Origin of the sequence: Sporolactobacillus terrae DSM 11697 (assembly GCF_000648615.1) — a bacterium.
In the GTDB taxonomy this organism is placed as follows: domain Bacteria; phylum Bacillota; class Bacilli; order Bacillales; family Sporolactobacillaceae; genus Sporolactobacillus; species Sporolactobacillus terrae.
Genome location: NZ_JFZC01000028.1, coordinates 1 through 24,892 on the forward strand (window position 1 = coordinate 1; position 24,892 = coordinate 24,892).

General features: G+C 43.9%; 23 protein-coding genes and 2 riboswitches. Of the genes, 10 read left to right on the forward strand and 13 right to left on the reverse strand.

Annotated elements, in window-relative coordinates; translation table 11 throughout:
* Positions 1 to 222 precede the first annotated feature (222 nt).
* Entirely contained in the window at positions 223 to 1,215 is a 993-nt protein-coding gene (locus tag AA84_RS0104380) for an ABC transporter ATP-binding protein (protein WP_028976195.1), read from the forward strand.
* A gap of 366 nt (positions 1,216 to 1,581) precedes the next feature.
* Here AA84_RS0104380 and AA84_RS0104390 read toward each other — a convergent pair whose 3' ends face one another.
* Together AA84_RS0104390 and AA84_RS0104395 are read right to left on the reverse strand one after the other, a co-directional pair.
* Positions 1,582 to 2,379, reverse strand: a complete 798-nt coding sequence (locus AA84_RS0104390) for an HAD family hydrolase (protein WP_028976196.1) — start codon at positions 2,377 to 2,379, stop codon at positions 1,582 to 1,584.
* Positions 2,380 to 2,644: 265 nt separating this feature from the next.
* Positions 2,645 to 3,241 (reverse strand): folate family ECF transporter S component, encoded by a 597-nt coding sequence (locus AA84_RS0104395; protein ID WP_028976197.1) that lies wholly within the window; start codon positions 3,239 to 3,241, stop codon positions 2,645 to 2,647.
* A 62-nt stretch (positions 3,242 to 3,303) separates the two neighbouring features.
* Positions 3,304 to 3,410: riboswitch (THF riboswitch) on the reverse strand.
* A 494-nt stretch (positions 3,411 to 3,904) separates the two neighbouring features.
* Here AA84_RS0104395 and AA84_RS0104410 point away from each other — a divergent pair.
* Positions 3,905 to 4,561 carry an alpha/beta family hydrolase gene (locus tag AA84_RS0104410; RefSeq protein ID WP_028976199.1) on the forward strand — a complete coding sequence of 219 codons (657 nt, stop codon included), beginning with the start codon at positions 3,905 to 3,907 and terminating at the stop codon, positions 4,559 to 4,561.
* Between the two features lie 5 nt (positions 4,562 to 4,566).
* The gene (locus AA84_RS17055) at positions 4,567 to 5,175 is read left to right on the forward strand and encodes a GNAT family N-acetyltransferase (protein ID WP_051577807.1); all 609 of its coding nucleotides are present in this window, start codon (positions 4,567 to 4,569) and stop codon (positions 5,173 to 5,175) included.
* Positions 5,176 to 5,407: 232 nt separating this feature from the next.
* Here the strand turns inward: AA84_RS17055 and AA84_RS0104420 are convergent, their stop codons facing one another.
* The 9 genes from AA84_RS0104420 to AA84_RS0104460 all read right to left on the reverse strand — a co-directional run bounded on the left by AA84_RS0104420 (position 5,408) and on the right by AA84_RS0104460 (position 14,750).
* Positions 5,408 to 7,147 carry an adenine deaminase C-terminal domain-containing protein gene (locus tag AA84_RS0104420; protein WP_028976200.1) on the reverse strand — a complete coding sequence of 580 codons (1,740 nt, stop codon included), beginning with the start codon at positions 7,145 to 7,147 and terminating at the stop codon, positions 5,408 to 5,410.
* 14 nt (positions 7,148 to 7,161) lie between these two features.
* Entirely contained in the window at positions 7,162 to 8,229 is a 1,068-nt protein-coding gene (locus tag AA84_RS0104425) for an ABC transporter ATP-binding protein (protein WP_028976201.1), read from the reverse strand.
* A 13-nt stretch (positions 8,230 to 8,242) separates the two neighbouring features.
* Positions 8,243 to 9,031, reverse strand: coding sequence for an ABC transporter permease (locus tag AA84_RS0104430; protein ID WP_028976202.1), 789 nt, complete (start codon positions 9,029 to 9,031; stop codon positions 8,243 to 8,245).
* A gap of 6 nt (positions 9,032 to 9,037) precedes the next feature.
* Positions 9,038 to 9,859 carry an ABC transporter permease gene (locus AA84_RS0104435; RefSeq protein WP_028976203.1) on the reverse strand — a complete coding sequence of 274 codons (822 nt, stop codon included), beginning with the start codon at positions 9,857 to 9,859 and terminating at the stop codon, positions 9,038 to 9,040.
* Positions 9,846 to 10,796, reverse strand: a complete 951-nt coding sequence (locus AA84_RS0104440; RefSeq protein ID WP_028976204.1) for a nucleoside hydrolase — start codon at positions 10,794 to 10,796, stop codon at positions 9,846 to 9,848. Before AA84_RS0104440 ends, AA84_RS0104435 begins: the two co-directional genes overlap by 14 nt.
* 111 nt (positions 10,797 to 10,907) lie before the next feature.
* Entirely contained in the window at positions 10,908 to 11,948 is a 1,041-nt protein-coding gene (locus tag AA84_RS0104445; RefSeq protein WP_028976205.1) for an ABC transporter substrate-binding protein, read from the reverse strand.
* A 167-nt stretch (positions 11,949 to 12,115) separates the two neighbouring features.
* A riboswitch (purine riboswitch) is annotated at positions 12,116 to 12,218 on the reverse strand.
* A 144-nt stretch (positions 12,219 to 12,362) separates the two neighbouring features.
* Complete coding sequence (locus tag AA84_RS0104450) at positions 12,363 to 12,725, reverse strand: Na-translocating system protein MpsC family protein (RefSeq protein WP_037562960.1); 363 nt, start codon at positions 12,723 to 12,725, stop codon at positions 12,363 to 12,365.
* A gap of 267 nt (positions 12,726 to 12,992) precedes the next feature.
* Entirely contained in the window at positions 12,993 to 13,535 is a 543-nt protein-coding gene (locus AA84_RS0104455) for a hypothetical protein (RefSeq protein ID WP_028976207.1), read from the reverse strand.
* Positions 13,536 to 13,556: 21 nt separating this feature from the next.
* Positions 13,557 to 14,750, reverse strand: a complete 1,194-nt coding sequence (locus AA84_RS0104460) for an RNA-guided endonuclease TnpB family protein (protein ID WP_028976208.1) — start codon at positions 14,748 to 14,750, stop codon at positions 13,557 to 13,559.
* Positions 14,751 to 14,999: 249 nt separating this feature from the next.
* Here AA84_RS0104460 and AA84_RS0104465 point away from each other — a divergent pair, with 249 nt between their 5' ends.
* The 7 genes from AA84_RS0104465 (at position 15,000) to AA84_RS0104495 (ending at position 22,281) form a co-directional block, all read left to right on the forward strand.
* Entirely contained in the window at positions 15,000 to 15,503 is a 504-nt protein-coding gene (locus AA84_RS0104465; protein WP_152540345.1) for a DUF6141 family protein, read from the forward strand.
* A 66-nt stretch (positions 15,504 to 15,569) separates the two neighbouring features.
* A complete protein-coding gene (locus AA84_RS0104470; RefSeq protein ID WP_415640323.1) occupies positions 15,570 to 15,788 on the forward strand; it encodes a helix-turn-helix transcriptional regulator in 219 nt (72 codons plus the stop codon).
* A complete protein-coding gene (locus tag AA84_RS0104475) occupies positions 15,769 to 16,203 on the forward strand; it encodes a hypothetical protein (RefSeq protein ID WP_010023978.1) in 435 nt (144 codons plus the stop codon). The genes AA84_RS0104470 and AA84_RS0104475 overlap by 20 nt, the downstream gene beginning before the upstream one ends.
* Before the next feature lie 26 nt (positions 16,204 to 16,229).
* Entirely contained in the window at positions 16,230 to 16,442 is a 213-nt protein-coding gene (locus AA84_RS0104480; protein WP_028976211.1) for a hypothetical protein, read from the forward strand.
* Positions 16,443 to 16,746: 304 nt separating this feature from the next.
* Entirely contained in the window at positions 16,747 to 19,401 is a 2,655-nt protein-coding gene (locus tag AA84_RS0104485; RefSeq protein WP_028976212.1) for a cation-translocating P-type ATPase, read from the forward strand.
* Positions 19,402 to 19,997: 596 nt separating this feature from the next.
* Positions 19,998 to 20,771, forward strand: a complete 774-nt coding sequence (locus tag AA84_RS17060; protein WP_028976213.1) for a YiiX/YebB-like N1pC/P60 family cysteine hydrolase — start codon at positions 19,998 to 20,000, stop codon at positions 20,769 to 20,771.
* A gap of 160 nt (positions 20,772 to 20,931) precedes the next feature.
* Positions 20,932 to 22,281, forward strand: a complete 1,350-nt coding sequence (locus AA84_RS0104495) for a hypothetical protein (RefSeq protein ID WP_028976214.1) — start codon at positions 20,932 to 20,934, stop codon at positions 22,279 to 22,281.
* A 112-nt stretch (positions 22,282 to 22,393) separates the two neighbouring features.
* Here AA84_RS0104495 and mmuM read toward each other — a convergent pair whose 3' ends face one another.
* Both mmuM and gabR read right to left on the reverse strand, forming a co-directional pair.
* Positions 22,394 to 23,344, reverse strand: a complete 951-nt coding sequence (gene mmuM / locus AA84_RS0104500) for a homocysteine S-methyltransferase (protein WP_028976215.1) — start codon at positions 23,342 to 23,344, stop codon at positions 22,394 to 22,396.
* A 47-nt stretch (positions 23,345 to 23,391) separates the two neighbouring features.
* Positions 23,392 to 24,804 carry a MocR-like transcriptional regulator GabR gene (gabR, locus tag AA84_RS0104505; protein ID WP_028976216.1) on the reverse strand — a complete coding sequence of 471 codons (1,413 nt, stop codon included), beginning with the start codon at positions 24,802 to 24,804 and terminating at the stop codon, positions 23,392 to 23,394.
* Positions 24,805 to 24,892 lie beyond the last annotated feature (88 nt).

Genomic DNA, 24,892 nt, shown 5'->3' on the forward strand with positions numbered 1-24,892 from the left:
AGCGAGCAGCTGGAGTGTCGTTTGTGCACAAGGTGATGAACAAAGCCCGAATGGAAGGCGGAAGTAAGGACCGGGCGCTTTTTGCCCGATTTTTCTTAAAAGACAAAACGATCATGCAATAGGAATTGAAAAGCGGATTGATCCGGTGCAACACGGACGAGTATTCTGCAGATCGAAAAATGCATTTGGGCATATAGGCTTTTGTGGAAGGAATGATGGCTGATGGGGACCTCCCCGCTTCTAAAAATAGACCACTTGAAAAAATATTTTGAGGTTGATCGAAATCAAACTTTGAAAGCCGTTGATGATGTTTCGATCGCCATAAATTCTGGTGAAACACTGGGCATTGTCGGCGAATCCGGCTGCGGTAAATCGACACTCGGCCGCACAATCATGGGGCTTTATGATAAAACAGAGGGACATATTGCGTTCAATGGCCGCGCGGTCGATCAAATGACGGCTTCAGAACAGTTTCGGCTGCGTCGCAACATGCAGATGATTTTTCAGGATCCCTATGCCTCTTTGAATCCGCGTTCAACCGTGCTGGAACTGATCGCTGAACCGCTGGATATTCACAAAGCTTATCAGAACGGTAAGGAACGCAGAGCAAAAGTGGAACAGCTGCTTGAGGAGGTCGGCTTAAATGTCAGCTTTCTGAATCGATACCCGCATGAATTCAGTGGCGGCCAAAGGCAGCGTATTGGGATTGCACGTGCGTTGGCACTTGATCCTGAATTCGTTATTGCCGATGAACCGATCTCTGCTTTGGACGTATCGGTACAGGCCCAGGTGGTTTTTCTCTTGAAACGGCTTCAAGAAGAAAAGGGCTTGACGATGATGTTCATCGCTCATGATCTCTCGATGGTTAAATACATCAGTAACCGAATTGGGGTCATGTACCTTGGTCATCTTGTCGAGTTGACGACAAGTGAGGCATTGTATGAGAAACCGCTGCATCCGTACACGCAGGCACTGCTTTCAGCCATTCCGATTCCTGATCCCGACATCGAAGAAAAAAGGGAACGGATTATTTTAAAGGGAGAAATTCCAAGCCCAATCGATCCGCCAAGCGGCTGTATTTTCCGAACCCGCTGTCCGTTTGCCATGGATGTGTGTGCAGAGAAACGTCCGGCGTTTGTGGAAGTGGAAAATGGCCATTTTGCAGCCTGTCATCTTCACACCAAGAAAACGCCGAAAGTCACCATTCGTGCTTAAGCTGCGATTCTAGCCGTTCTGCAAGGCGATTGTTTCATCACTCTTCCGCTAAGCCATGATCACTCTCTTTTTTACTGCCTCTCTAATTCGGAGAGGTTTTTTATTATTTAAGTGTGCAGCGGATAAGGGTGTCTCAAAAGTCAATTGACTTTTGAGACACCCTTAAAAAAACGTCTATTTTGGGATTAAGCGCGAAGATGCGAGACGCCTGCGGAGCGTTCCCGTTGATCGCGAACCAAAGGAGAGCCTGCAGGCTTTACAGGATCAGCTGAGGAGGCTCCTGGATCGCCCGCGGTTGCGCTCTGTTGATCGAGCAATCGGAGCACAGTATAAATCCAACCCCCTTTTGGATCGTCCGGGGTCGCCTTAGTTTAAAAACCATTTTTCAAGGATCTGTGCGACGCCATCCTCATCATTTGTACCGGTACGCATTGTTGCATCTTTTTCTAATCCTGGTGTTGCATTGCCCATTGCAACCGAGTAGCCGCAAGCCTTGAAAAGATCGAGGTCATTCCAATCATCACCAAAGGCTGCAACCTGGCGCATTGAAATGGCATGTTTTTGACAAATTGCTGAGACTGCGCTTGCTTTAGATATCTGTTTTTCCATAATTTGCAGCAGTTCGCCTGCATCGGTTTCAACGACACTCAGCTGCGCTCCAAAATTCATGATATAGTGCTTTGTCTCTGTGGAACAGTGAAAAAGTAGCAGTTTATTTGCGGGAATCGATGCAAGTCTTTTTTCTGAGACAATGGTCGGCGGAACAAACATGTGCTTGCGGTTTTGTTCATAAACGGCGTTTGACAGAGCGTATAGTACGTCCTCAGATTCAATAGACAGTTTATCTTGTTCCTTGTTGCGGCAAACTTGGGTAATGATTTTTGCGGCGATTGCCGGGGAAATCGTGAAGCTCGATGTATTGCCACTAAGATCACGACAATAAGCGCCATTATAATAAACAGCGGAGACATTCTTCATAATGATAGAAGGAAGCAACGCTTTTACCGAACGTGGCGGACGAGCCGTCGCGATAAATAGCGCGATGCCTAATTGCCCGCAGCGCAGCAAAGCGTTTTGTGTCCGTTCTGATAGTTTCTTTCGAGAATTGAGCAGCGTACCGTCTAGATCAAAGACGAGTGCGCGAATGGATCGGAAATGGTTCATCGATCGCTCACCTCTTGCCTTTCTGTTATCATGCTAGTATCAGAGTGCATGCCGCTTTTTTTCGTGTGTTTTGCTTGAAGGAAGTGTACAGGAGAACCTGAGAAGTGTCAATGATTGCGGACCGGTAAACGAGTGATCCCAGCCATTTTTTATCGCTTTTTCGAAATGAAAAATGCCCACTTCAGCGCAACAGATCGCATGCATCTGTTGAGGCGAAGGGGCTTTTGATTTTATAGAGTGTTTTGGGAGTTGTTTTCGTTAATGATCAGATCAGTGAGATTCGGTTGTTGTTCTGAATCGGGATCAGATGCGCCCGCGTCAGCACCGGCAGTAATAATTGTAGTAATATAGTCAGCAGGATTGTCTCAATCGGCAGCATCACGAGATTTTTGATTAAGCTGTTGACAAAGAAAAACCAGTAGCCTTTGCCAAAAAGCATTTGACTCCAAAGGCATCCGAGACCAACGTTCACACCCAAGTTGACAACGAGCTTGGCAGTAAAAAGACGCAAAACGGAGATCCGTCTTCGATAGAGAAACAAGCCATAGATGAAACAACCAAGGATGGAAGAAAGCGTATAACCAGGGAAAAAGACACCGAATGGGTGGGCGATGTAGCCGACAAGATCCATTACAGCACCGGCAAAGATGCCAAGTAACGGACCATAGATCATGGAGCCGAAAGCAACGATGAGAAACGTGAAGGAAAGATGCAGATTCTGAGCAATAGGGATGGAGAAATAACCGATCACAACACTGAGCGCAACGATGATTGCTGCAAACGTCAGCCGGTTCAATTTGCGTAGTTCCGCAGCGGATGCCTTCCAGTAGGCAGCGGTAAATACAGAAAAATCTTTATCCATTATAAAATCCTCCTCATGTTTGGCAAGGTTGCCACATAAGGGAGGACAAAGCTCCGATATGCGGCAGCGGGATGCGATTCTTGCACGGCAAACGGTGCCAGCACCGTTTTTCGTCCCGGGGACAACTCCCCGTCCCCCAGGCACGTAACCCACAACAATCTACTCTGCCATTGATCAACTCTATTTTAGTCAATTCTAGCGACTAACGCAATTATTTTAAGGATGGATTGATGCTGGAGAGGCAGAGCATGATCCGGATCAATGCCGGTGGGGAAATTTGCGATTCCTCGATCAGTATTGTAATCTGCTTGTCTATTGTTAAACTAAAAGAAATGAAGAAGTGAGTGCCTCTGTCCCAGTCTGAATACGGAGGACTTGGCTACCGATACACAGAAAGGCGCGCTTATGACGTACCTCAATCACTTAAACGCGTTTTAGTAGGAAGGGAAAAAGAATTTTGTGAAACATTTTGCCTATAGATTTTTACAATGGCTCGTCTTTCTTGGCGAATGGCTGCTGTTTTTCAAACTCATGGAGTTGACACCTTTGCTGTATCTGTCGGGATTCATCGAATGCTTATCTATCCTTCTTGTTACGATTCTTGCATTCGCAGTGACCGTCATTGTCTTTCGTAATCGTTAGTTCTCGTGAGGAGTGAATCGAATGAATGTTTCGGAAAAGCGTGTCGAAGCTTCTGGGCATAAGATTAATTATACGCACATCGACGTGGGCTCAAATGCGGTATGCTTCATGTTTTCCGGTATCGGCTATTTGTACGACAAACCGCTTCTATACTATGCGACGATGGAAATGCTTGAGCATGGCATCGATGTCGTTCATGTGCACTATCATTTTAAGAAAAAAATACTGAAAAAATCTTTTGCAAAAAAATGTCAGGACATGATGAACGTTATTCGGCCGGTCATCGATGCGGTTCTGGCGGATCAGGCCTATGAACGCTGCCTGTTTTTAGGTAAATCGATCGGTACGATTCCGATTGCCGGCGCGCTAGTAAATCAGGAAAAATTTAACGATGCTCCGATTATTTTGTTGACGCCGCTGATCACGTATGATGAAGTGTTCATGAACTTGCTCGAATGCAGGCATCAAGGATTGCTTGCGATTGGTGATAGAGATCGTTTTTACGATGCAGACCGGGTGAAGCAGTTAAAGCGGACGCATTTGACTATTGAGGTTATCCGTAATGCCGATCACTCGCTGAATGTCGGCACATTGGATACCGCTGTCTCCATTACAGCACTGGCTCAGGTGATGAGAAGTCTTGATGCAGTGATTCAAAAGTTTAAACTACAAGGGTGAATGTGATGATTCGTTATGAAGGAAAACAAATCGTTGTTCGGGACTGGATACCGGCAGACAAGGACGATTGGATCTACTGGACGTCGCCAGGCCGGTACTGGCAAACGTTTGACGGCCCGTATTACCCGCGCCGATCAAAAGAGGAAGTGGTTGAACAGGTCGAGGCCCATTATGAAAAAATAAGCAATGGCACATTAGCATCGCCACGAACCCGGCTAGCGATTGCCGATAAAAGGACGGACAAGTTGCTCGGGAATGTCGGCTGGTATTGGGAGAGCAAGGAGACGAACTGGCTATGTGCCGGGATCGCCATTTTTGATCCAAAGTTCTGGGGCGACGGACGCGGCTATGAAGCCTTTGGTTTATGGACCGATTATCTGTTTCAAGCGATGCCGGAGATCGTTCGCGTTGACCTGCGCACCTGGTCCGGGAACTTTGGCATGATGAAGCTGGCGGAGAAGCTCGGCTATACCAAAGAAGCCTGCTTCCGCAAAGCGCGCATTGTTGACGGAAACTATTATGATTCAATTGGATTCGGCGTACTGCGCGAAGAGTGGGAAGCCTGGCATCCTGAAGGATTTCAAAAGGAATTGGTGGATCAGGCTTCATCCTAAAATTCACTTTATGCGGAAGTGGTAACGAAACGTTTTAAAAGCGTTTGATACAACTTTACCGGCATTAGCTACGCTTTTTCGTGCGTTTGATACAACTTTTCCGATTTTGGATACAACTTCCTGCGTTTGCTTTATTGCGGATTTAAACGATTAAGAAAATCTTTATAGAGAAGGAGGCTCCCCTTGAATGGAAGCCTCCTTTTTCTGTTATTTTGATGCTGATTATCATTTTTTACTTGATTTTTTTCTTGCCTTTAACCGGCGCAACAACTAAAGGAACGACTTTGCCTTTGTTGACATCAATCAACCCAAAGTCGGTGATTTTCAGTGCCGGGCTGACGGCTAGGGAGTGTGTGCACAAGGACATGATCGGATTGTAGTGAACATACCCCAGCTGCTTCATTGTGCTGCGTAATTGAGCGACCGCTTGGCCTGCTTCTTCAAAGGGCAGTTCGGTAAGAATACCGCCGAGCGGAAGTGCAAGCATGGATAGGACGCGGCCGTCACGTACAACGCAAATGCCGCCTTGATGACGGATGACCGCATTGGCGGCTCGTGTCATATCGGATGTGTTATGACCAATGACCATCAAGTCATGATTATCATGGGAATAGGTGGTCGCAATCGCACCTTCTTTGATCGTGTCGCCGCTAACCAGACCGAATCCCTTGTTGCCGTTCTTGCCATACCGTTCGAATACGCTGATTAACGCATAGGGACTCGACGCCCAATCCAGTTGTTCATTTCTAATCATCAATGTGTCGAACGTTTCTTCAGTAAACGTTGTTCCATCCTTAACGTCCATGATTCGGCAGCGATAACGCCCATCCGGGTAGGAGAGACGCACATTAAAGTCCTTTTCAGATAACGGCGCAAGTTTCACAGATTGATAAAATGCCTGCGGAAATTGACCGCTATGTGGATGATCAGCAGCTGAATACTCAGCATCATAAACTCTTTTTCCCTTTTTAAATACCGATGCGATCGTAAATGCTTTGAGCGAGGAGAGCAGGACAAAATCAGCGAACCGTCCGGGACTGATTGCACCGCGATCCGATAGTTTCATGCGCTGTGCCGGAGCGTATGTACTTGCATAAATCGCATCTTCAGGACGCATGCCCATCTGAATCGCTTTTTTAACAAGATGATTCAAATGACCGGTTTGGGCGAAAGAATCCATCATGACGTCATCAGTGACGAAGCAGAAATGTTCCTTAAACTCATCATGATCGATCAAATAATGCATGACCTCTTCCGACATCGACTTTTCCTGAATTTCAACGAAAACGCCTTGCTTGAAACGCTCCTTGAGACCTTCAACCGTTTGCAGTGTGTGATCTGAATTCACGCCTGCATAGACGACTCTGCTAAGATCAAGGTCAAGCAGTTTTGGGACATGTCCTTCAATAATCATCTCCGGGTAATGGGTCTTTATATGATGAATAATGCGGCTGATCTTTGCGTTCGGCTTTGAAATCACATCAACGTAGTTCATCACTTCACCGAGGCATCTGACCTTGCCGCTCTGAATTAATTCATCAATCGCTTTTATATCAATGTCGCCGCCATTCGTTTCCAGGCTTGTCGCAGGAACGGAGCTAGGAATGGCATAGAACATATCCGCAGTGCAAGATTCGCTGGCACGGATCATTGCTTGAACCCCTTTTAAACCGAAAACATTAGCGATTTCGTGAGGCTCAGGGATAATGGTGGTGACTCCGTTTTTGATTAAACCGTATGAAAAGGTACTCGGGGTTACCATTGAACTTTCGATGTGCAGGTGAATATCAATCAGACCGGGAATAAGATAGCCGCCATTCCCGTCCATTGTTTCCGATGCGTCGAATTGATCGATTGATTCCGTTCCCACGTAGAGAACGCGATCACCGCAAACCGCAACATCTGCTTTGATAAACTTTTTTAAGAAACTGTTGAATACATTGACATGTTTGATTAAACGATCAACATGCATGATGAGACCTCCTATTAATCAACGTTGACCAGCTTGTCCATTGGAAAGAAAAGATGAATCGTGGTTCCAACCGCAAGTGGCTCGGTTTCGCTGCCGCAATTGACGTGGAAAACGCCGAGCGGGGTGAGCACCTTGTACTGGTAGGCTTTTCCCAAGAACGTACTCAGCTGGATTTGTCCGGTCAAGAAATTCTCGCCAGCTGTCTTGGCATCCGCAGGGGCACACAGTTCGATATCATCCGGACGGATCGCCAATTTAAGTGAGGTTTCCGACTGCACGTCGGCATTTGGCGTTGTACGAAATTGTCCATGCGCTGTGGAAAAAACAACGTCATTGCCGTCGTTGGCGCGTTTGCTACAGGTAATGAAATTTTTAAAACCGATAAATTGGGCGACAAATTCGCTTTTCGGATAGCGATAGATTTTTTTCGGCTGGTCGATCTGTTCAATCATTCCATGATTTAAGATCGCGACTTTATCGGAAATTGAGAAGCATTCTTCCTGATCATGAGAGACATAAATGGCGGTAATTCCCAGTTCTTGCTGAATGCGACGAATTTCTTCGCGCATCGTCACACGCAAGTTTGCATCGAGGTTGCTTAACGGCTCGTCAAAGAGCAGAAGATCCGGTTCGATAACCAGTGCGCGGGCGATCGCTACCCGTTGTCGTTGTCCTCCTGATAATTCAGCGGGAAAACGTTTCTCGAAACCCGTTAGATTGACGACTTGAAGGATGGCTTTTATTTTCTTTTCAATCGTTTTTTTGTCCATTTTGCGCAGACGAAGACCAAACGCGATATTATCAAAAACTGTTAGATGCGGGAATAAGGCATAGTTTTGAAAGACGAAGCCGAAATGGCGTTTGTTGATCGGCAGGCGTGTGTAGTCTTTTGCGTTAAATAGAAACTGTCCTGTTTTTGCTTGCAAAAAGCCGGCAATCAGGCGCAATGTCGTGGTTTTTCCGCAGCCGCTCGGACCTAAGAGCGACAGAAGCTCGCCCTTTTCCACCGTTAAATTGAGATCTTTTAAAATCGTATTTGGACCGTAAGCGACGGATACATCATTTAGAGAAAGAAGTGACATCAGTATGCCTCCCTTAGTTTTTCGTGAAGTAGGATAAGCCCATTAATCGTTCGATTACATACATTAATGCAGCGGTCAGCAGCATCATCAGTACGGAAATGGCTGCGATGGTCGGATCAAAATAGTTCTGCACATATTGCAGCATCTGGATCGGCAGCGTACTGACACCGGGTCCGGTCATGAAAATTGAGATGTCGACGTTATTAAAGGATTCCAAGAATGCCAGCACCACAGCAGCGATTAATCCGGAGCGAATGTTGGGCAGGACAACTTTGAAAAAAGTGGCAAACCTGCTTGCGCCAAGACTGATTGCTGCTTCCTCGATTGAAAAATCAAAATTTGCTAAGCTTGATGCGATGACACGAATGATAAACGGCAGCATGATGATGGCGTGCCCAATTAATAGACCGGTGTAAATGGAAAACTGGTAGGCAACAATCACGTATTTGAGCAGAGCAAATCCCAGTACAATGCCGGGAATCAGCAAAGGCGAGATGAAGAGCGAATTTAAAAATTTCTTACCCCAGAATGGATAGCGGCTGAGTGCGTACGCTGCTGGCAGCCCAACCAATAATGCAATTAAATTGCCGATAATCGAAACAATCATTGATGTTTTAAAGGTTGAGAGAAACCCTTCAGTCTCGAAAATATGCCGGTACCAGTGAAACGACCAGCTTTTCGGCGGGAAGCTAAGGTAGCTGTCTGCACCGAATGAGGTCACAATAATAATCGCCAGCGGACCGAGCAGAAAAATGAATGTGAGAATGGTAAACAGAGCAAGAACGGGATTGTGTTGCTTCATCGACCGTTACCCCCTTGAATTTAATTTGTTGGCAGCCAAATTCATCAGCCCAACAATGGTAAAGGTGACAGCTACCATGATCGTTGCGACACTGGAAGCAGTATGCCAGTCATTTAAGGTCATTGCATTCTGATAGAGATAGACAGAGATGACTTGTTCTTTGCCTCCTAAAAGTGCTGGCGTGGTATAAGCAGTCAGACTGCCAACGAACACCAAGATGCTGCCAATAATCAGCCCGGGCACGCATAGTGGAAAAATAATTTTGCGAAATGCGACGAAACGGGAAGCACCCAGACTTTCCGCGGCTTGTACCAAATCATCACTGATGTTCTCCATCACACCGACCAAAGAAATGATCATTAATGGTAAAAACAAATGAACCAAGCCAATAATCATCGACGTCGGCGTGTATAAAAGGTTGAGCGGCTCCTTGATTAGGTGCAGATTCAGAAGCAGTTCATTCAGAAGGCCTTTTTTGCCTAAAATGATCATCCAGCTGAATGATCGGACAATTGCACTCGTCAATAATGGAAAGACCGACAGTCCGATTAAGACGGATTTGATTCGACCATGCAGTTTCGCGATATAGTAAGCAACAGGCAAGCTGATTACGATACACAGCAGTGTGGTAAGGAGGCTTACTTTCAGCGTGTTGATCAGAATTTGAATGAAATACTTATTTTTAAAGAATTCCATGTATCCATTAAAGGAGATCTGCCCTTGATCGCTAAACGTCGAACGGATAATCAAAACAATAGGGATAATCATAAACAAAAAGAGAAAAACAAGACCGGGCAGTAAAAATAAAAAAGCTTTATTTTTCTTCATGAAACGATTCTCCTTTTAAGGTTTGCACGAAAAGATTTAAAAAGCGTTCACTCTGAACCGCGGTACAGACATGAATCGTTGCTGCCTTGCCCCAGCGATTCTGAAAGTCGCAAATCGTCTGTCCGTCACATAAATCACTGTTTGTTTCAACATCCACATAGTATGCCTGCTTCTGGAGGAGTGACGGATCAAGGGCAGCACCGACAGCGAGCGGGTCATGCAAGGCACAGGCGCGCACGCCGGTACGCCTTTCCGACACCGCAAGATATTGTGCGGTTGCCTGCCGAACGAATGCTCCAAAAGGAGAGGAATCCAGCTTCAGAAGATGCTTTTCGTTTAAACGGACTTGCCGAGTGACATCCAGTCCAACAAGCGTAATCGGGAGACCGGAGTGAAAGACAATTTTTGCTGCTTCCGGATCGACATACATGTTGAACTCGGCAACGGGCGTGATGTTTCCATAACCCTGTACAACGCCGCCCATGATGACCGTTTCTTTAACTAGAGCGGCGATCTCCGGTTTTCTCGTCAGTGCTCGAGCAAGATTGGTCAGTGGAGCAGTCATGATTAGCGTCAGCTCATGAGGATTTTCCTCGATTTTCTGAATAAGAAAATCGATTGCATCTTCTCCTTCAGAAAGCCGTACCGGTTGATTGGCGAGCGCCCCACCTAATCCGTCCTTTCCATGGACGCGATGCTCATAAACCGGGGTGCGGTTCAATGGTTTCTCAGATCCTTTGCGTACCGGAATGGACGGTTCAGGATTCATCCATTGAATGACTTTGTTGGTGTTGAGAAAAGCCTGATCAAGTGAGACATTGCCTGAGGTCACGGTAATGCCGAGAATATCAAAGGCATGGGATTGTACGGCTAAGATGAGCGCAAGTGCATCATCAACTCCGGTATCTACATCTAATAGAACCTTTTTCTTTGTCATTGGCTTAACCCTCCTGATGGCCGAGAAAATCAAATGGGTGAGCCAGATTCTGGATCACCCATTTGATTTTTCAGGCAAGAAATCGTTTGTTCTCAAGTGGCGGACAATCAATTAGTGAATTTCTTGATTCCAGCGATTGGTCCAAGATTTCAGATTTTTATTAACGAATGCCATGTCCATTTTTTTCAATGACTGAATTGCATCAGATCCATAAGTAAGTCCGGAAGCTTGTGCATTGGTTAACTTAACCGTCTGATTCGTTGGCGAGTCAATTTTCGCTTTGGCAGATCGCTCTTGGGCTTCTTTACTGATGACCCAGTTCATGAATTTTTCCGCGAGTGCTTTGTGTTTTGTACCTTTGACGAGGTTAACCGTGTTTTGAATTGCATAGGCGCCTTCTGAAGGGACAACGAATTTCGCAGCAGGTTCTGCTTTTTTTATATCGCCAAAATACATTTCCATCATTGGTCCGGCGGCCGCTTCACCTTGTGAAAACATATTTACGAATTCAGAGGTTTGGTTGTAATATTTAACGACCTTTTTATTCAGTTCGTTTAAGTTGTTAAAGGCATGATCCTCATTAAAAGTATTACCGGAATGACTTGAAGCGATGTCAACAAGCATTGGCCCGGATGTTGACGTAATATTTGGCAGTGTCAATTTTCCTTTTAATTCAGGTTTCCACAGATCTTTCCAAGAATTAATCGGTGTTTTCACTGATTTCGTGTTATAGACGATACCAAGTCGTGAAATCGTATAAGCCGGACCATAGGATTTGCCAAGCGGTGCTTGAGCGATCGGGTACAGTTCTTTAAGATGGGTTAGCTTGCTTGAACCAATTTTTTCAAAAAGGCCTTCATCAATCGCTTGCTGAGCAAAGTAGTCCGACAGATACATAATATCTACCTTCGAGTTGCCTTGACGAATTTTATTCAGCCGATCCGCATTGTTTCCGGATTCTACAACAATTTTGACATGGTTCTCTTTTTCGAATGGCGCATAAATTTCTTTGTTGAAGAAATCTTGATCAAAACCCCAAGTCGAAACGACGAGTTCCGTGGGCCCTTTGCCGGATTTGTTTGATGAACTGCATCCTGATAAGGCGAGCATGGCAACGAGTACTGCAGAGACAATGACACTGAGTTTTTTCATGAGTATTTTCTTCCCCCAATAGCGGATGGTTTATATAAAATGAATAGTACCGGTGGTTAGCGTTTGGATTGAGCCGTGCCAATCCAATACAACAAAAAAATCTGAACCCCGAAATTCCGGTTGTTCAGACTATGAGAGGGGAGCCTTAAGAACCCTAGTCGAGGATTCTTGAACTCCTTTTTCTTCATAGTCCGATGTTTGCAGTGGTATCGGGTAGAGACGCCCGGACCGTATTACCGGGCATATATGAATAGCTATTCAGTTGTAAAAAAACAAAGAGACTCCCGGTTAGAAATGAAGCATTTCCAACCAAGAGCCCTTTCTCGTAAACAAAAAACAGCCACTTGACAGATCAATAATGTGGGACCTGCAATTAAGAATCAATCAAAAATGCGGGAACCCGGCTATTTGATTTTAATCGGATGTAATCACGTTAGTGATTGTCCAAGGGGTTGACGGATCGTAATCCCGTAGAACCGTTTCGACCGATAAACCCAGTTCAATCTCTAAACGTTCTCTAAGTCGCTTTTTAAAAATCCGCGACATTTGTGCATCGACTTCTTGCTGCAAAGAGGGAACTTCCTGCTCCAAAATCCGAGAGCGGGGAGAGCGCCGATGCTTCGAGCGGAAAACGATCAAGTCCTCCAGAATTTCAACCCGAAGCAGTACCGCACCCATTCCGAATAATTCTTTTGAAATCTGATTGTAGATTCGAGATAGGTTTTTCTTCAAGTCGCTCGAGTCATTTGAAATGGTGATCACCTTACAATCAAGCATACTATTGGGTACTCGGTTATTATAAAATAGAATGTTCCGGTTATGCAAGTATCTTTTTGGAAAAAGACGAATAATAGATGGAAGATAATTAGATACGTTCGGACTTTGAATGCGCAATTAAGCAGTAGTCATCAGAAATTGGGAGTATAAGTCCCTATTTCAATGAAAAAGGCATAGCCATGGTCTTAGCAGACGTTATGTACTTTGCGTAAAACGTATGGACTTGAAAATGACAACGATACAGAGAATCATCGGAAAGTACGTAAATCATTCGCTCTCATCAATGGTAAACCGGACCACTTGATTGTTTTTTGTTGGCGTGATGTATTTTCGGATTGGAAGATCTTGCTTAGTTTCGGCAGGTGCATGGTGATTCGCGGTTTCTTTGTGTTTCTTTTTCATGGCTTGGATCGGATTGTTGACGGAAGCTGACAGATCGATCCGATACTCAGATTCTTTGTCTAGAAGAAAGGATGCCGTTGTCTTTTTTATCCAATTGATCCGATAATACATGAGCGTGTTGGGATCTGGATGCGTTTTGTTGATACTGATTCCGAAGTAGTGAAAACGTCCGGTATGATCTTCAATGTGAATCATTACGTTCACTTTTTTTACTTGAAGCGGCAAGTCTTTTGTTGGATGAGCCTGCGTACATCCTAATAAAAGAATGACTAGCCCGATAAACAGCAAGCAGATTTCTTCATGTTTTTCCCACCTCGCTCTTTGTATTATAATAATCTTTAGAAAGATCGGAAAGATGTGACCTTTGTGAACTACATCGGTACTAAAGTACCGAGCTTCTGGGAACACTGCTTACTTACTCCTGATCTTTCAATCAGGAGCAGAGGTTACAGTTCTTTTACCAAGGCTTATACCAAGCCCATTGTTTAAGATGTTTTTCGCTGCGTTTATGTCGCGGTCATGATGTGTTTGGCACGAAGGACACGTCCATTCCCGGATGTCTAACGTGTGTTTCCCATCATCATGCCCACAATGAGAACAGATTTGTGAGGTCTTGTGGGGATTAACGACAATAAGCTGCTTCCCATACCAAGCACTTTTGTACTCAAGCATCCGGCGCAGTTCCCGCCAGGCTTGGTTTGCGATTGCCCGTGCCAACTTGTGATTGTGCAGCATATTTTGGGTTTTTAAATTTTCAATAACGAGCAGATCATACTTTTTAACCAGTTGCGTCGTAATCTGATGCAGATAATTCTGGCGTTGATTGGCGATTTTTTCATGATAGTTGGCTACCATTAACTTAGCTTTTTGAACGTTTTTAAAGTCGGAAAACTGCCTTGGATGGAGCACGTGATTGCGGTTGTCCCAGGCCATTTCTTTTTTCGCTCGTAAGCTGCGTCTTGCGAATCGTTTTTCCCAATAACGCTTTTTTGGGGCGAGCTTTTTATCAAACCGAATACTGGGGAATCTAATGCCATCCGAACCGATGAGCAAATCACTGACGCCCATATCTAAGCCGATTTGCTTATTTGTTTTCTCAAATGCTTGGTTTTCGCATTCGACGAGTAAGACGGCGTAGTATTTACCGGTAAACGATTGTTTGATCGTCACTGATTTAATGGTATCGGGGATGGATATTCCTGTTTTAAGACGCATCACGCCTAGTTTGGGGCATTTTAGGTAATGAGGTGCGACCTGCCTTATGTTCTGATTGACGCATTTCGATTGATAGGATTGCTTTAAAAACTTCTTTGACTTGAACTTTGGGAACCCGCGCTTCTCTTTAAAGAATTTTTTATAGGCTTCAATTAAATCATGATTGGTGGCCTGAAGGCTTGTACTTTCTGCTTCTTTTAACCAGGGGAATTCGTTCTTCAATGCAGGAAGCAACAGATTTAAGGCATAGGCATTTAAAAATGGGGCTTGTGGGTTGTTTTTATAGCGCTCGATCAGCATGTTCAGCATTTGATTCCAAACAAAGCGGTTATAACCAAAGTTTAAGTGCATCATTAATTTCTGTTTTTCGTTTGGGTAGATGCGTACTTTAAGTCCTTTTAAGGTCATGGATTCACCTCTTTTCACGACTTAATTATAGCACGTACGTTCGTTTTTTAACAACGATTTAAACGGTTACCAAACAAAGAACGGAGACCCTAGACGCCGATTCACCTAGGTAATGAATTGCCGAGTTTTCTCAGGCTGGTCTCCTCTATAAAGTGTCGGCTGGGGTTTCGCTCATCATTCATGGCGGGGGACACCGCCATGAATGATTTGAATGCTGTGGTGAAAGCGTTCTGAAGGGAGTGGATGATGTTGTCATCTGTTTATTTCCGCGAAGTTCAAAAAATGAAGCAATGGTGGTTATGGATTGTGGTTCTGGGCATTTCGGGACTCATTTGGTATGGCTTTATCAGTCAGATTTTTTTCAATAAACCGTTTGGCACGAATCCAATGCCCAATGCGATGATGATTGTTTTCTTTATTATTTTCGGGTGTGTTTTTCCGATCTTTTTTGCTCAAGTGCGTTTAACATGCGAAGTGAGAAAGGATGGGCTTTATGTCTGTTTTTTTCCGTTTCACCTTCGTCCGCGATGCTTCGGGTGGAATGCAATAAGTAGCTATCGAATCATTGACGATCAGCCAATGTCCAGGTTTGGCGGCTGGGGTATCCGATTCAATCTCCGTGGTGAGAAAGCATACACGGTAAGTGGTACGCAGGCGATCGAACTCGTCTTGAACGCTGGACAAATCGTTGTCATCGGTTCGTCCAATGCCGCAAAACTGAAAAATTCGATGGATTTCGCACATAGAATGTAAACTATATATTGCATATTATGTAATATATAGTTTACAATATTGTTATGGAGGTGATCCTATTCTTTGATGAATTCTGTAAAACATGCTCGGATGGAGAGGGGCATGACGCAAGTGCAACTTGCAGAAAAAACTGGGGTAACTCGGCAGACCATTAGTCTTATTGAAAAAGGAAAATATAACCCGACGCTTAAATTATGTTTGTCAATTTGTTACGCCGTAGGCAAATCACTGGATCAACTTTTTTGGGTAAACGAGGGGGAAAAACGTGAAGAAAATTACCGATGAACGATTAATCCTTGTCAATTTAAAAAACATTCGTATTGCTTTTGTATGCCAAACGCTTGGCATTCTTGCAACCTTATTTTACACAGCGTTTCGCAGTGGAGCAGATATTGCGTTTCAATCACCCTTATTTTTTGTCTTAATCATGACAAATGTACTTCTCATCTTTCTACAAATGAGGGTAACAGCCGATGTTGAGGAAACCGAGAGAAAACGAAAGAAAGTCCTGCCGTACTATGCTTGTGTCCTCATATCGCTGGCTGTCGGGGCGATCATTGGCACGGTTGCTTGGACTTTTGATCGCCAGCACCCGTTAAGTGCGTGGATCATCGGTATCGTATTTTTTGTCTGCTTTCTTGCTTCCTATTCGCTGATGTACTTCTTAAAGAAAAAACGCAGCGAAGATGATGATGAATGAGCGTTTAAAAAAGGAGGCGGTTCTGCGTGGGGTTCTTTTCACGATTAAAGCAGAATTATGTTTTCAAATGTTCGGAATGCGGCAAGACAATTGAACCTGGTGAATTTATGTGTGTGATGGCCAAATCGCCGGAAAAGGCTTGGTATGGCGTCACTGAAACCGTCATTCATCGTTTTGTTAAAGATACAGGCGGGAAGATCTATTGCAAGGCGTGTTTTGAACGCAACTATGGAGAATAGAGCGAAGAACTGTTTTTAAATCGTCACGTTTCCGGCAAGGAGTGAACCACGATGAACCTCAGAAAGTCAGATTTTCATCAACAATGCGTTCTCGTGATCAACTCAGAGGCGGCACTTTAATACAACTTTATTTTTGAATGCGCTTACTTTTCTATATTTTTAATGAATCCGCTTTTCAAATCATAGTGTAAATGAGTTCGACCATTTTTTCTAAAAAAATGGTTGTATTCCGTTGTTGAATCTCAAAAAAGGGTAAAGATAAGTGAACGGATTATTTGTTGTGAAGGAAGGATGGTGCGACGCATTGAACTGGTTTTCACAAAATGCAGAACAAGTGCTGCAGGAGCTCAATGTCGATCCGAAGCAAGGGCTCTCGGATGCAGAGATTCAATCAAGACTTGAGAAATACGGCGAGAATAAATTAAAGGGCAAGAAAAAGAAAAGCCTGGCTGCACTTTTTTTTGCTCAGCTTAAGGATATGTTGATTTATGTATTGCTCGGGGCGGCAGTGATCACGCTGCTGATCGGCGAGTATGCCGACGCGATCATTATTTTGCTTGTTGTTCTTTTGAATGCGGTCATCGGTGTCTTTCAGGAGTTTAAAGCGGAGAAAGCGATCGAAGCACTGCAAAAAATGACGACGCCTCGCGCCTTGGTGCGCCGCAATGGCGCTGTTGTTGAAATTGATTCCAAGGAGATTGTTCCCGGTGATATTGTTGTGCTTGATGCAGGGCGGTATATTCCTGCCGATCTCCGTTTAACGGAGAGTGCCAATTTGCAAATTGAGGAATCGGCGCTGACCGGCGAATCCGTTCCCTCAGAAAAGCATGCGGCGCGTCTTTTTGAGGATCCGAAAACCCCGCTTGGCGATCTCGCCAACATGGCGTTTATGTCGACACTTGTGACCTACGGACGTGCGGAAGGCGTGGTCGTAGGGACGGGGATGAATACTGAAATTGGCAAAATTGCCAAAGGACTTGACGAAACGCAGACAGATCTGACACCGCTGCAGAAACGGCTGGCCGGGCTGGGAAAAACACTTGGCTATCTTGCGATTGGCATCTGTGTGCTGATTTTCATCATTGCACTCATCCAACGGCGGGATTTATTTGAAATGTTTCTTACCGCGATCAGTCTGGCCGTCGCTGCGATTCCGGAGGGCCTTCCAGCGATTGTCGCCATTGTGTTGGCACTAGGTGTGACGCGCATGTCGAAAATCAACGCGATTGTTAAACGACTTCCGGCGGTTGAAACCCTCGGGTCGGTAAACATTATTTGTTCGGATAAAACAGGAACACTGACGCAAAACAAAATGACGGTCTTGCATGTGTATACCCACCGCAAATTTCTTGATGTTCCCTCTGAAGGAACGGCGACTGCATCGGAAAGTACGCAGAAAAAATTAATTCAGACTATGGTGCTTTGTAATGATGCAACGCTTGATGATGGCGAAGGCACCGGCGACCCAACCGAGATTGCATTAGTCGTTTTGGGAAATAAATACCATTTCCCAAAACGTGAGCTGGAAGCGGCACATGAACGTGTGGCGGAACGGCCGTTTGACTCGGATCGCAAGCTGATGTCAACGGTTAACAAAGAGGGCGACCACTACCGCGTTCATACGAAGGGGGCTTTCGACAGTATTTTAAAGATCGCCACGCATGCGCTGGTTAATGGTGAAAAAGTGCCGCTTACCGACGACCTTAAAGCGGATTTTCTCAGAGCCGCTGAAGAGATGTCCGATCAAGCCTTACGTGTGCTTGGTGCGGCCTATAAGGATAGCGATGAAGTGGTTGAACCGGATCAGATGGAAAACGACCTGACGATTCTTGGATTGGTGGGAATGATCGATCCGCCGCGCCTCGAAGTAAAGGACGCGATCCGTCAAGCGAAAGAAGCAGGCATTACGCCGGTGATGATTACCGGTGATCACCAGCATACCGCTGCGGCCATTGCGATGCAGCTTGGTATGGCCGAATCACTCGATCAATCCATTTCCGGTAGCCAGCTGGATGCGATGAGTGATGATGAATTGAAGCAAAAAATTAATCATTACCGCGTCTTCTCCCGTGTATCTCCGGAGCATAAGGTGAAGATCGTCAACGCGTTCCGGTCTCACGGCAACATCGTATCGATGACCGGTGACGGGGTCAATGATGCCCCGTCACTCAAAAATGCGGACATTGGTGTGGCGATGGGGATTACCGGTACCGATGTTTCCAAAGGCGCAAGCGACATGATTCTAACCGATGATAATTTCACGACCATTGTTGCGGCAATCCGCGAAGGGCGCAACATCTACAATAACATTAAAAAATCCGTTGTTTTTCTGCTTTCCTGTAACTTAGGCGAGATTGTGGCGATATTAGCATCTGTACTCTTTTTCTGGCCGATGCCGCTTTTGCCGACCCAAATTTTATGGATTAACTTGATCACGGATACATTTCCGGCCATCGCACTTGGCGTCGATCCGGGCGACAACGATGTGATGAAGAAGAAACCGCGTAATCCAAAAGAAAGTTTCTTTGCCGGTGGAGCCGCTTTTCGTGCTATTATTGGCGGACTGCTGATCGGCATTTTGACCTTGGTTGCTTTCTACTTTGGTTTGAATGAGCATGGGTACCAGCTTTGGTCCGGCGCAATTCCGGAAGATGTCCTCACCTATGCAGAGACGATGGCATTCGTTGTCCTTGCTGTATCGCAGCTGTTCTATTCGTTGTCGATGCGCAGTGCAACGCATTCGATTCTTCACGTCGGGCTGTTTTCAAATAAATACTTGATCGGCGCGATCATCCTCGGAATTGTTTTGCAATTTGCCGTAATCTCCATCCCGATCCTCGCCGGCGCCTTCCATGTGCAAATGCTGACGCTGCGCGATTGGATTATTGTGATTGCCTTTGCGTTAGTACCGCTTGTCGTTAATGAAATAATTAAGGTATTTACACGCTACGTCAAGTAAATAAAATCATTTGAAAAGCCATGAGCGTCAAGCGTTCATGGCTTTTTTGCGAGCGAAAATCCTTCACTATGCGGGGGAGTATCTAAATACCATCCTTTGGTGGTTTTGATTTTGTAATGTGTTTATTGAAAATCGGTAAATTGTATTGTGAATACAGATTATTAATAATTATAATTAATTTGTTGAAAATTCAAGTACTCCACAAACAAATTTATTTATTTGTTTGACCCATTTCTTATTATGGTTGTTTCCTCTACAGAAGCCTGCACACCGTTGTATTCCATCATTGAAATCTGAAACAGCCCTACACCCATTAATAAAAATAGCAAATTATCTTTTAATTGGTAGATTCTTCGTTTTCTACACTTTTTAACTTTTATTTACTTAGTCATATTGATTCAAACGCGCAACATTAAGGAGGTGATTAAAGAGGCTCACTCATTTTAAGATTTTCATTCAAGAACAAGAGGAATTGGAGGTGCATACAGTAGTTCAATCCAATCAAAATGAAGAAAGAGACAGGACCAAGAAGACTTCGCAAATCAATTAAGGAACTTGTAATAAGTTCAAATCTCATTATATGAGGAGCTAATAAAATGACATTAAAAAAGTTAGTGCCTTTTATTGCGGTTTTTGTTGTAGCATTGATATTTGGCGGAACTCATGCATTTGCGGAGGATAACAAGAGTAACCCGATAAATCTTTTAACAGATAAACAAAAAGTTGAATTTAAAGAAGATATCAAAAAAATTGAAAATAGTGCTGATAACAAAAAAACTTTAAACGATGAACAGAAAAAAGAATTGGCACAGGATCTAATTAATATTGAAAAAGTAAAAAATAAAGGTGTTGACAAAGAACAAGTTTCTAAGACGTTACCGGTGATCAAAAAAGCAGATCCCGAAAAGTACAATAATATCAGCGCGGAATTGAGTGCGAAATCTGCAAGTGTTAAGGGACGTATGGGAACTAATGGTGATGTACTTGTTACTTATGACAATAAATTTATTGTTTGGCGTCATGGGCACGCGGCTATTGTATTGCATGATAATAACAAAATTGTTGAAGCTTGGCCTGATGAAGGAGTTAGAGTAGCAAAAAATAATTGGGGTGATCGTTTCAGTTCGCATAAAAAGTTTTATATCTTACACGCGGGGGCACAAAGGTATACTGCAGCTCAATCCTATGCCTATAGTAAAAGAAGGAAACCATACTCACTGCTTGTATCAAAAGGAGATAAAAGTGCCTATTACTGCTCGCAACTTGTGTGGCAATCATGGAGACCCCAAAGGTTTAATCTAGATAGTAATGGTGGTTTTTTTGTCACTCCCGCTGATCTGGAAAATGATTCACAAACGGTTCAATATTAACATTTCTTAATAAAGAGCAAATTTCGTTATAAAAACAGTATACCTATGACTCAGAGAAGCGGTGCGCTGAATGATCTTCAGTATACCGTTAATACCTAAAAATAAGGGTAATTTCTCTGAGCCTTTTGTTCAACGAAGTATTCTCAGGAGGATTAATAATATGGAGAATTCACCCATATGGTTAGACGTCATTTTTTGCTCGTTTTTACTGGCAACGCTGCTTGGTCTACTTTTCTGCCTATTTCGCAGACGAAGAATTATTTTTTCTCTTTTTGCACTCTTCGCGCTCATAACTGCTCCGCTAACGTTTATGCTCGTTGCATTAGGACGTGCAGAAAATTTTAATGAATTTGAATGGCTGATCCATGAGGCCGTTCATGGTTCGCCCATTGCCATTTATTCCGTTGCCGGTTTCCTCTATTTATTTTTATGGTGGGGGTTGATCTTAAAAAACACGATCAAATGGACCCGTACAAGAATAATCATTTTATGCATTGCGGCGGCACTCCTTATTTCCGCTTACCCGGTCATTCACTGGATTGACGAACTGACCCGTTCTCCAATCAGCATTCAAAACTATTCATTTATTTATTCGCATCCATTTGATGGCACCAGTTATTTCATCACAACGCAAAGTGGGAAACATTTCGTGACAAATCCGCTTGATGTCGGCGATATTGAATCGATACAGAGCAATCGTATTAAGTCAGGCAGTTATTACCTGATCAGCACTCATGCGAAGGCTTATTATTTACTGGAACAACACAGTACCAAATTAATCGAGGAAAAAACGCCGCAACCGTTAACCTTTTTAGTAAATGGTCCAAAGCTGACCATAATGTCCTACAACGAATCCGTAAATCACAATGTACTGCATGTGGACGATGGGAGATATCAAAAAAAGTATAACTTGCCCTTTACCGGATATTTAGAAACGGCTTTATATACGGATCAATCAATATATGTACTGAATGATTCCATTGACAAAGATCAATCCGTTGTAGCGGTTATTAATCGAGAGAATGGAAAGGTGATCAAACAAATTAAGCTCAATGAGAACGCAATGAGTTTGATCCGTTTTAACGATAAACTTGTCATTGATACACGCCATCAATTGTCCACTATTGATTTGAAAGACAATTATCACGTGAAGCGAGTGAATTATCCTACCGAACCTGACGCACCATCAAATAGTCTGTATGTTTTCAACAACAATTTGTATGCAACATTTGTCGATCAAAACGAACGTGTGCATGTGTGGAAAGTGAATGAGAATTTTAAAACATTGAGTGATAAAAAAATCGATTTGCCTTCAATAGGATTACTGTCTTCAATAAAGTTTTCCAACCGGAAATTATATTTGCTCACTCAATACAATGGTGATGAAAAGGGAACTGAAGCTCAATTCGGAGGCAAATTTACCGCCTATAACATTGACACGTTAAAGCAGGAGTTTAGCTTCCGTATACCCAAAAGGAAAGTTAAGGTTCAGGACTTCGTTGTCAGATAAGATAGCTAGGCTCTAAACAAAATGTACCCGATTCGAGATGTTTCTGATTTACCATCACGGTGTGCACGGACTTGTGACCGATCTTCACCCACTAAATTTAGTCAACTTGTTCTTATGCGCGCGCCCATTCGGCAATTTCACGAATATCATCGGGTGAGGTGCGGCAGCAGCCGCCGATCAGTGATGCTCCGGCCTTTGCCCACATTTGAGAGGCTTCGTAAAAACTTGGACGATGCTTTGATGAAATCCAGATTTTCTTAATCGGATGATATTTCTCACCGGAGTTTGGATAAGCGACAATTGGCTTGTTTGTTGCTGCTCGGATAGCAGTTATCGCATGCTCAATTTTCATCATCGAAAAGCAGTTCACGCCAATGGCTGCGATTTGATCGTTGTCCTTGAAAAATGCGGCGGCTTCGGCAAGCGGCGTTCCGTCGCATAGATGCTCGGGGTCTTTCAAACTGAACGACAGCCAGGCTTCATCTTGAGGAAAGGCATCACGCAGCAGTTTGGCAAGTGCCTGAGTCTCTGCAAAGTTCGGCATGGTCTCAAAAGCGAAAAGATCTGTACCCGCTTTTTTTAATAGCTGCATACGCGATTGATGAAACATACGGTAGCCGCCTTCGTTCAAGGTATAGTCTCCGCTATATTCAGAACCATCGGCGAGGTATGCGCCGTAAGGACCAACGCTTCCAGCGATCAGCGGATAAGGGCGTGATGCCTGCTGCTGCGGGGAGAGGCTCGCCCAAAATTCGGCGCGTGCATGAGCGGCAAGCTGAACCGTTTTGCAAATAATCTGCTCTGCTTCTTGTTCCGAATAGCCGCTTTGCTGGAAGCCAAGCAACGTTGCTTGATACGTATTGGTGGTTGCAATATCGGCCCCGGACTTGAAATAGTCCAGATGCACCTGTTTGACAATCTCGGGATGTTCTTGAATAATAGCGGCCGACCACAGCTCGCTGTCCAGCGCGATCCCATGCTTTTCAATCTCCGTTGCCATTGCACCATCGAGAATGATCGGATTGTATTGTTTCAGCAGTTTGCTTAATTTCGTCTGTGTCATGGATAGCCTTCTTTCTATGGGACTTCTTTTATTATACAAGATAAACTTTATTGATAAATTGAATAATAGAGGCGATCAACCCCTTCATCAATTTTATCGAGAGGCAGGTTGGCGAAGCCCAGAATGAATGCTGGTTTTGAATAAAGATAGGATCCATCAAGACAATAGGGCTTAAGGTTATACAGTTCCAGTTTACATGATTTGGCACGATGTGCGATCTCGTCAATTGTTCGCCTGGTATCAAACGCTGCGGTGAAATGGAGGCCAGCGTTTGCACCATGCATGGTCATTAACGATCCAAAGCGATTTTTTAAGTGCTTAATGAGTTTTTTTTGCCGTTCAATGTAAACCTGTTTCATATGCTTAATATGTTTGCGGTATGCACCTGAATCAATAAACTGCTGTACGGTCAGTTGTCCTAATGCGTTGCTCGTAGACATGATGAAACTGCATTTTTCTCGATACTTTTTCAGTAAATGCTGAGGAAGAATCATGTAGCTCAAGCGCAATCCGGGCAGAAGTGACTTAGAGAAGGTTCCGAAATAGATGACTCGACCACAGCTATCAAGCCCTTGAAGTGATGGAATGGTATCGGTTTGATATTTAAATTCACTATCATAATCATCTTCAATGATATACCTGTTTTCCGACTCGGCAGCCCAGTTGAGTAATTGTATGCGTCTGGAGATCGGCATCACGACGCCTGACGGAAATTGATGGGAAGGCGTAACATAGACAACATTTGGATTGGTCTTTCTTAAAAGATTGATTGATATCCCTTTATGATCCAAAATGATCGTTTTTAAACGCATCTGTTCCATCTTTAGTAATTCATAGATGCGCCGATATCCAGGGTTTTCCATCGCATATAATGTGCTTTCGTCAAATAATTGCCGCAGTATATAAAAGAGAAATTGAGTGCCTCCTCCTAAAACAATTTGCTCTGGAAAGCATTTTACGCCTCGCGTGACTGAAAGGAATCGGCTGATTGTTTGACGCACAGAATAAATCCCTTGAGGAAAGCGGGAGGAATCATCGTTCAGTTCTAATTGACTGCGTTTTAAGGCCGTGTGCTCACAGGCGAGCCAGCTGTCGAACGGGAAAATAGACCGGTCAACAGACATATGTGAAAAAGATATCCAATTTTTCTTGGATGCTCTATCTTCAATCAGACTTGGATCAAGAGCTGGGGGAACATCTTTAGAAAGGGGGAGTGTATCTAATTTTTCCACATAAAAACCACTCCGTTCAATGGCATAGATATAGCCCTCTTCCAGTAATTGTTGATATGCTCCGTTAACTGAATTAACACTAACACGTAAGGTATCAGCCAATTCTCGCTTGGATGGCAGTTTTTCGTGCGGTAAGAAATGGTGAAGAAGAATATCTTTCTTTAATTGCTTGTAAATTTGTCTGTATATATATTCATTTGAATGAAGATCGATCGATAATGCGAGCATAGGATCCCTCTGATACCATAATTTTTTGAATTTTGATACTATACATAATACCAAATAATTTGCAAAATATCTATTAAAGGGAGTGAGC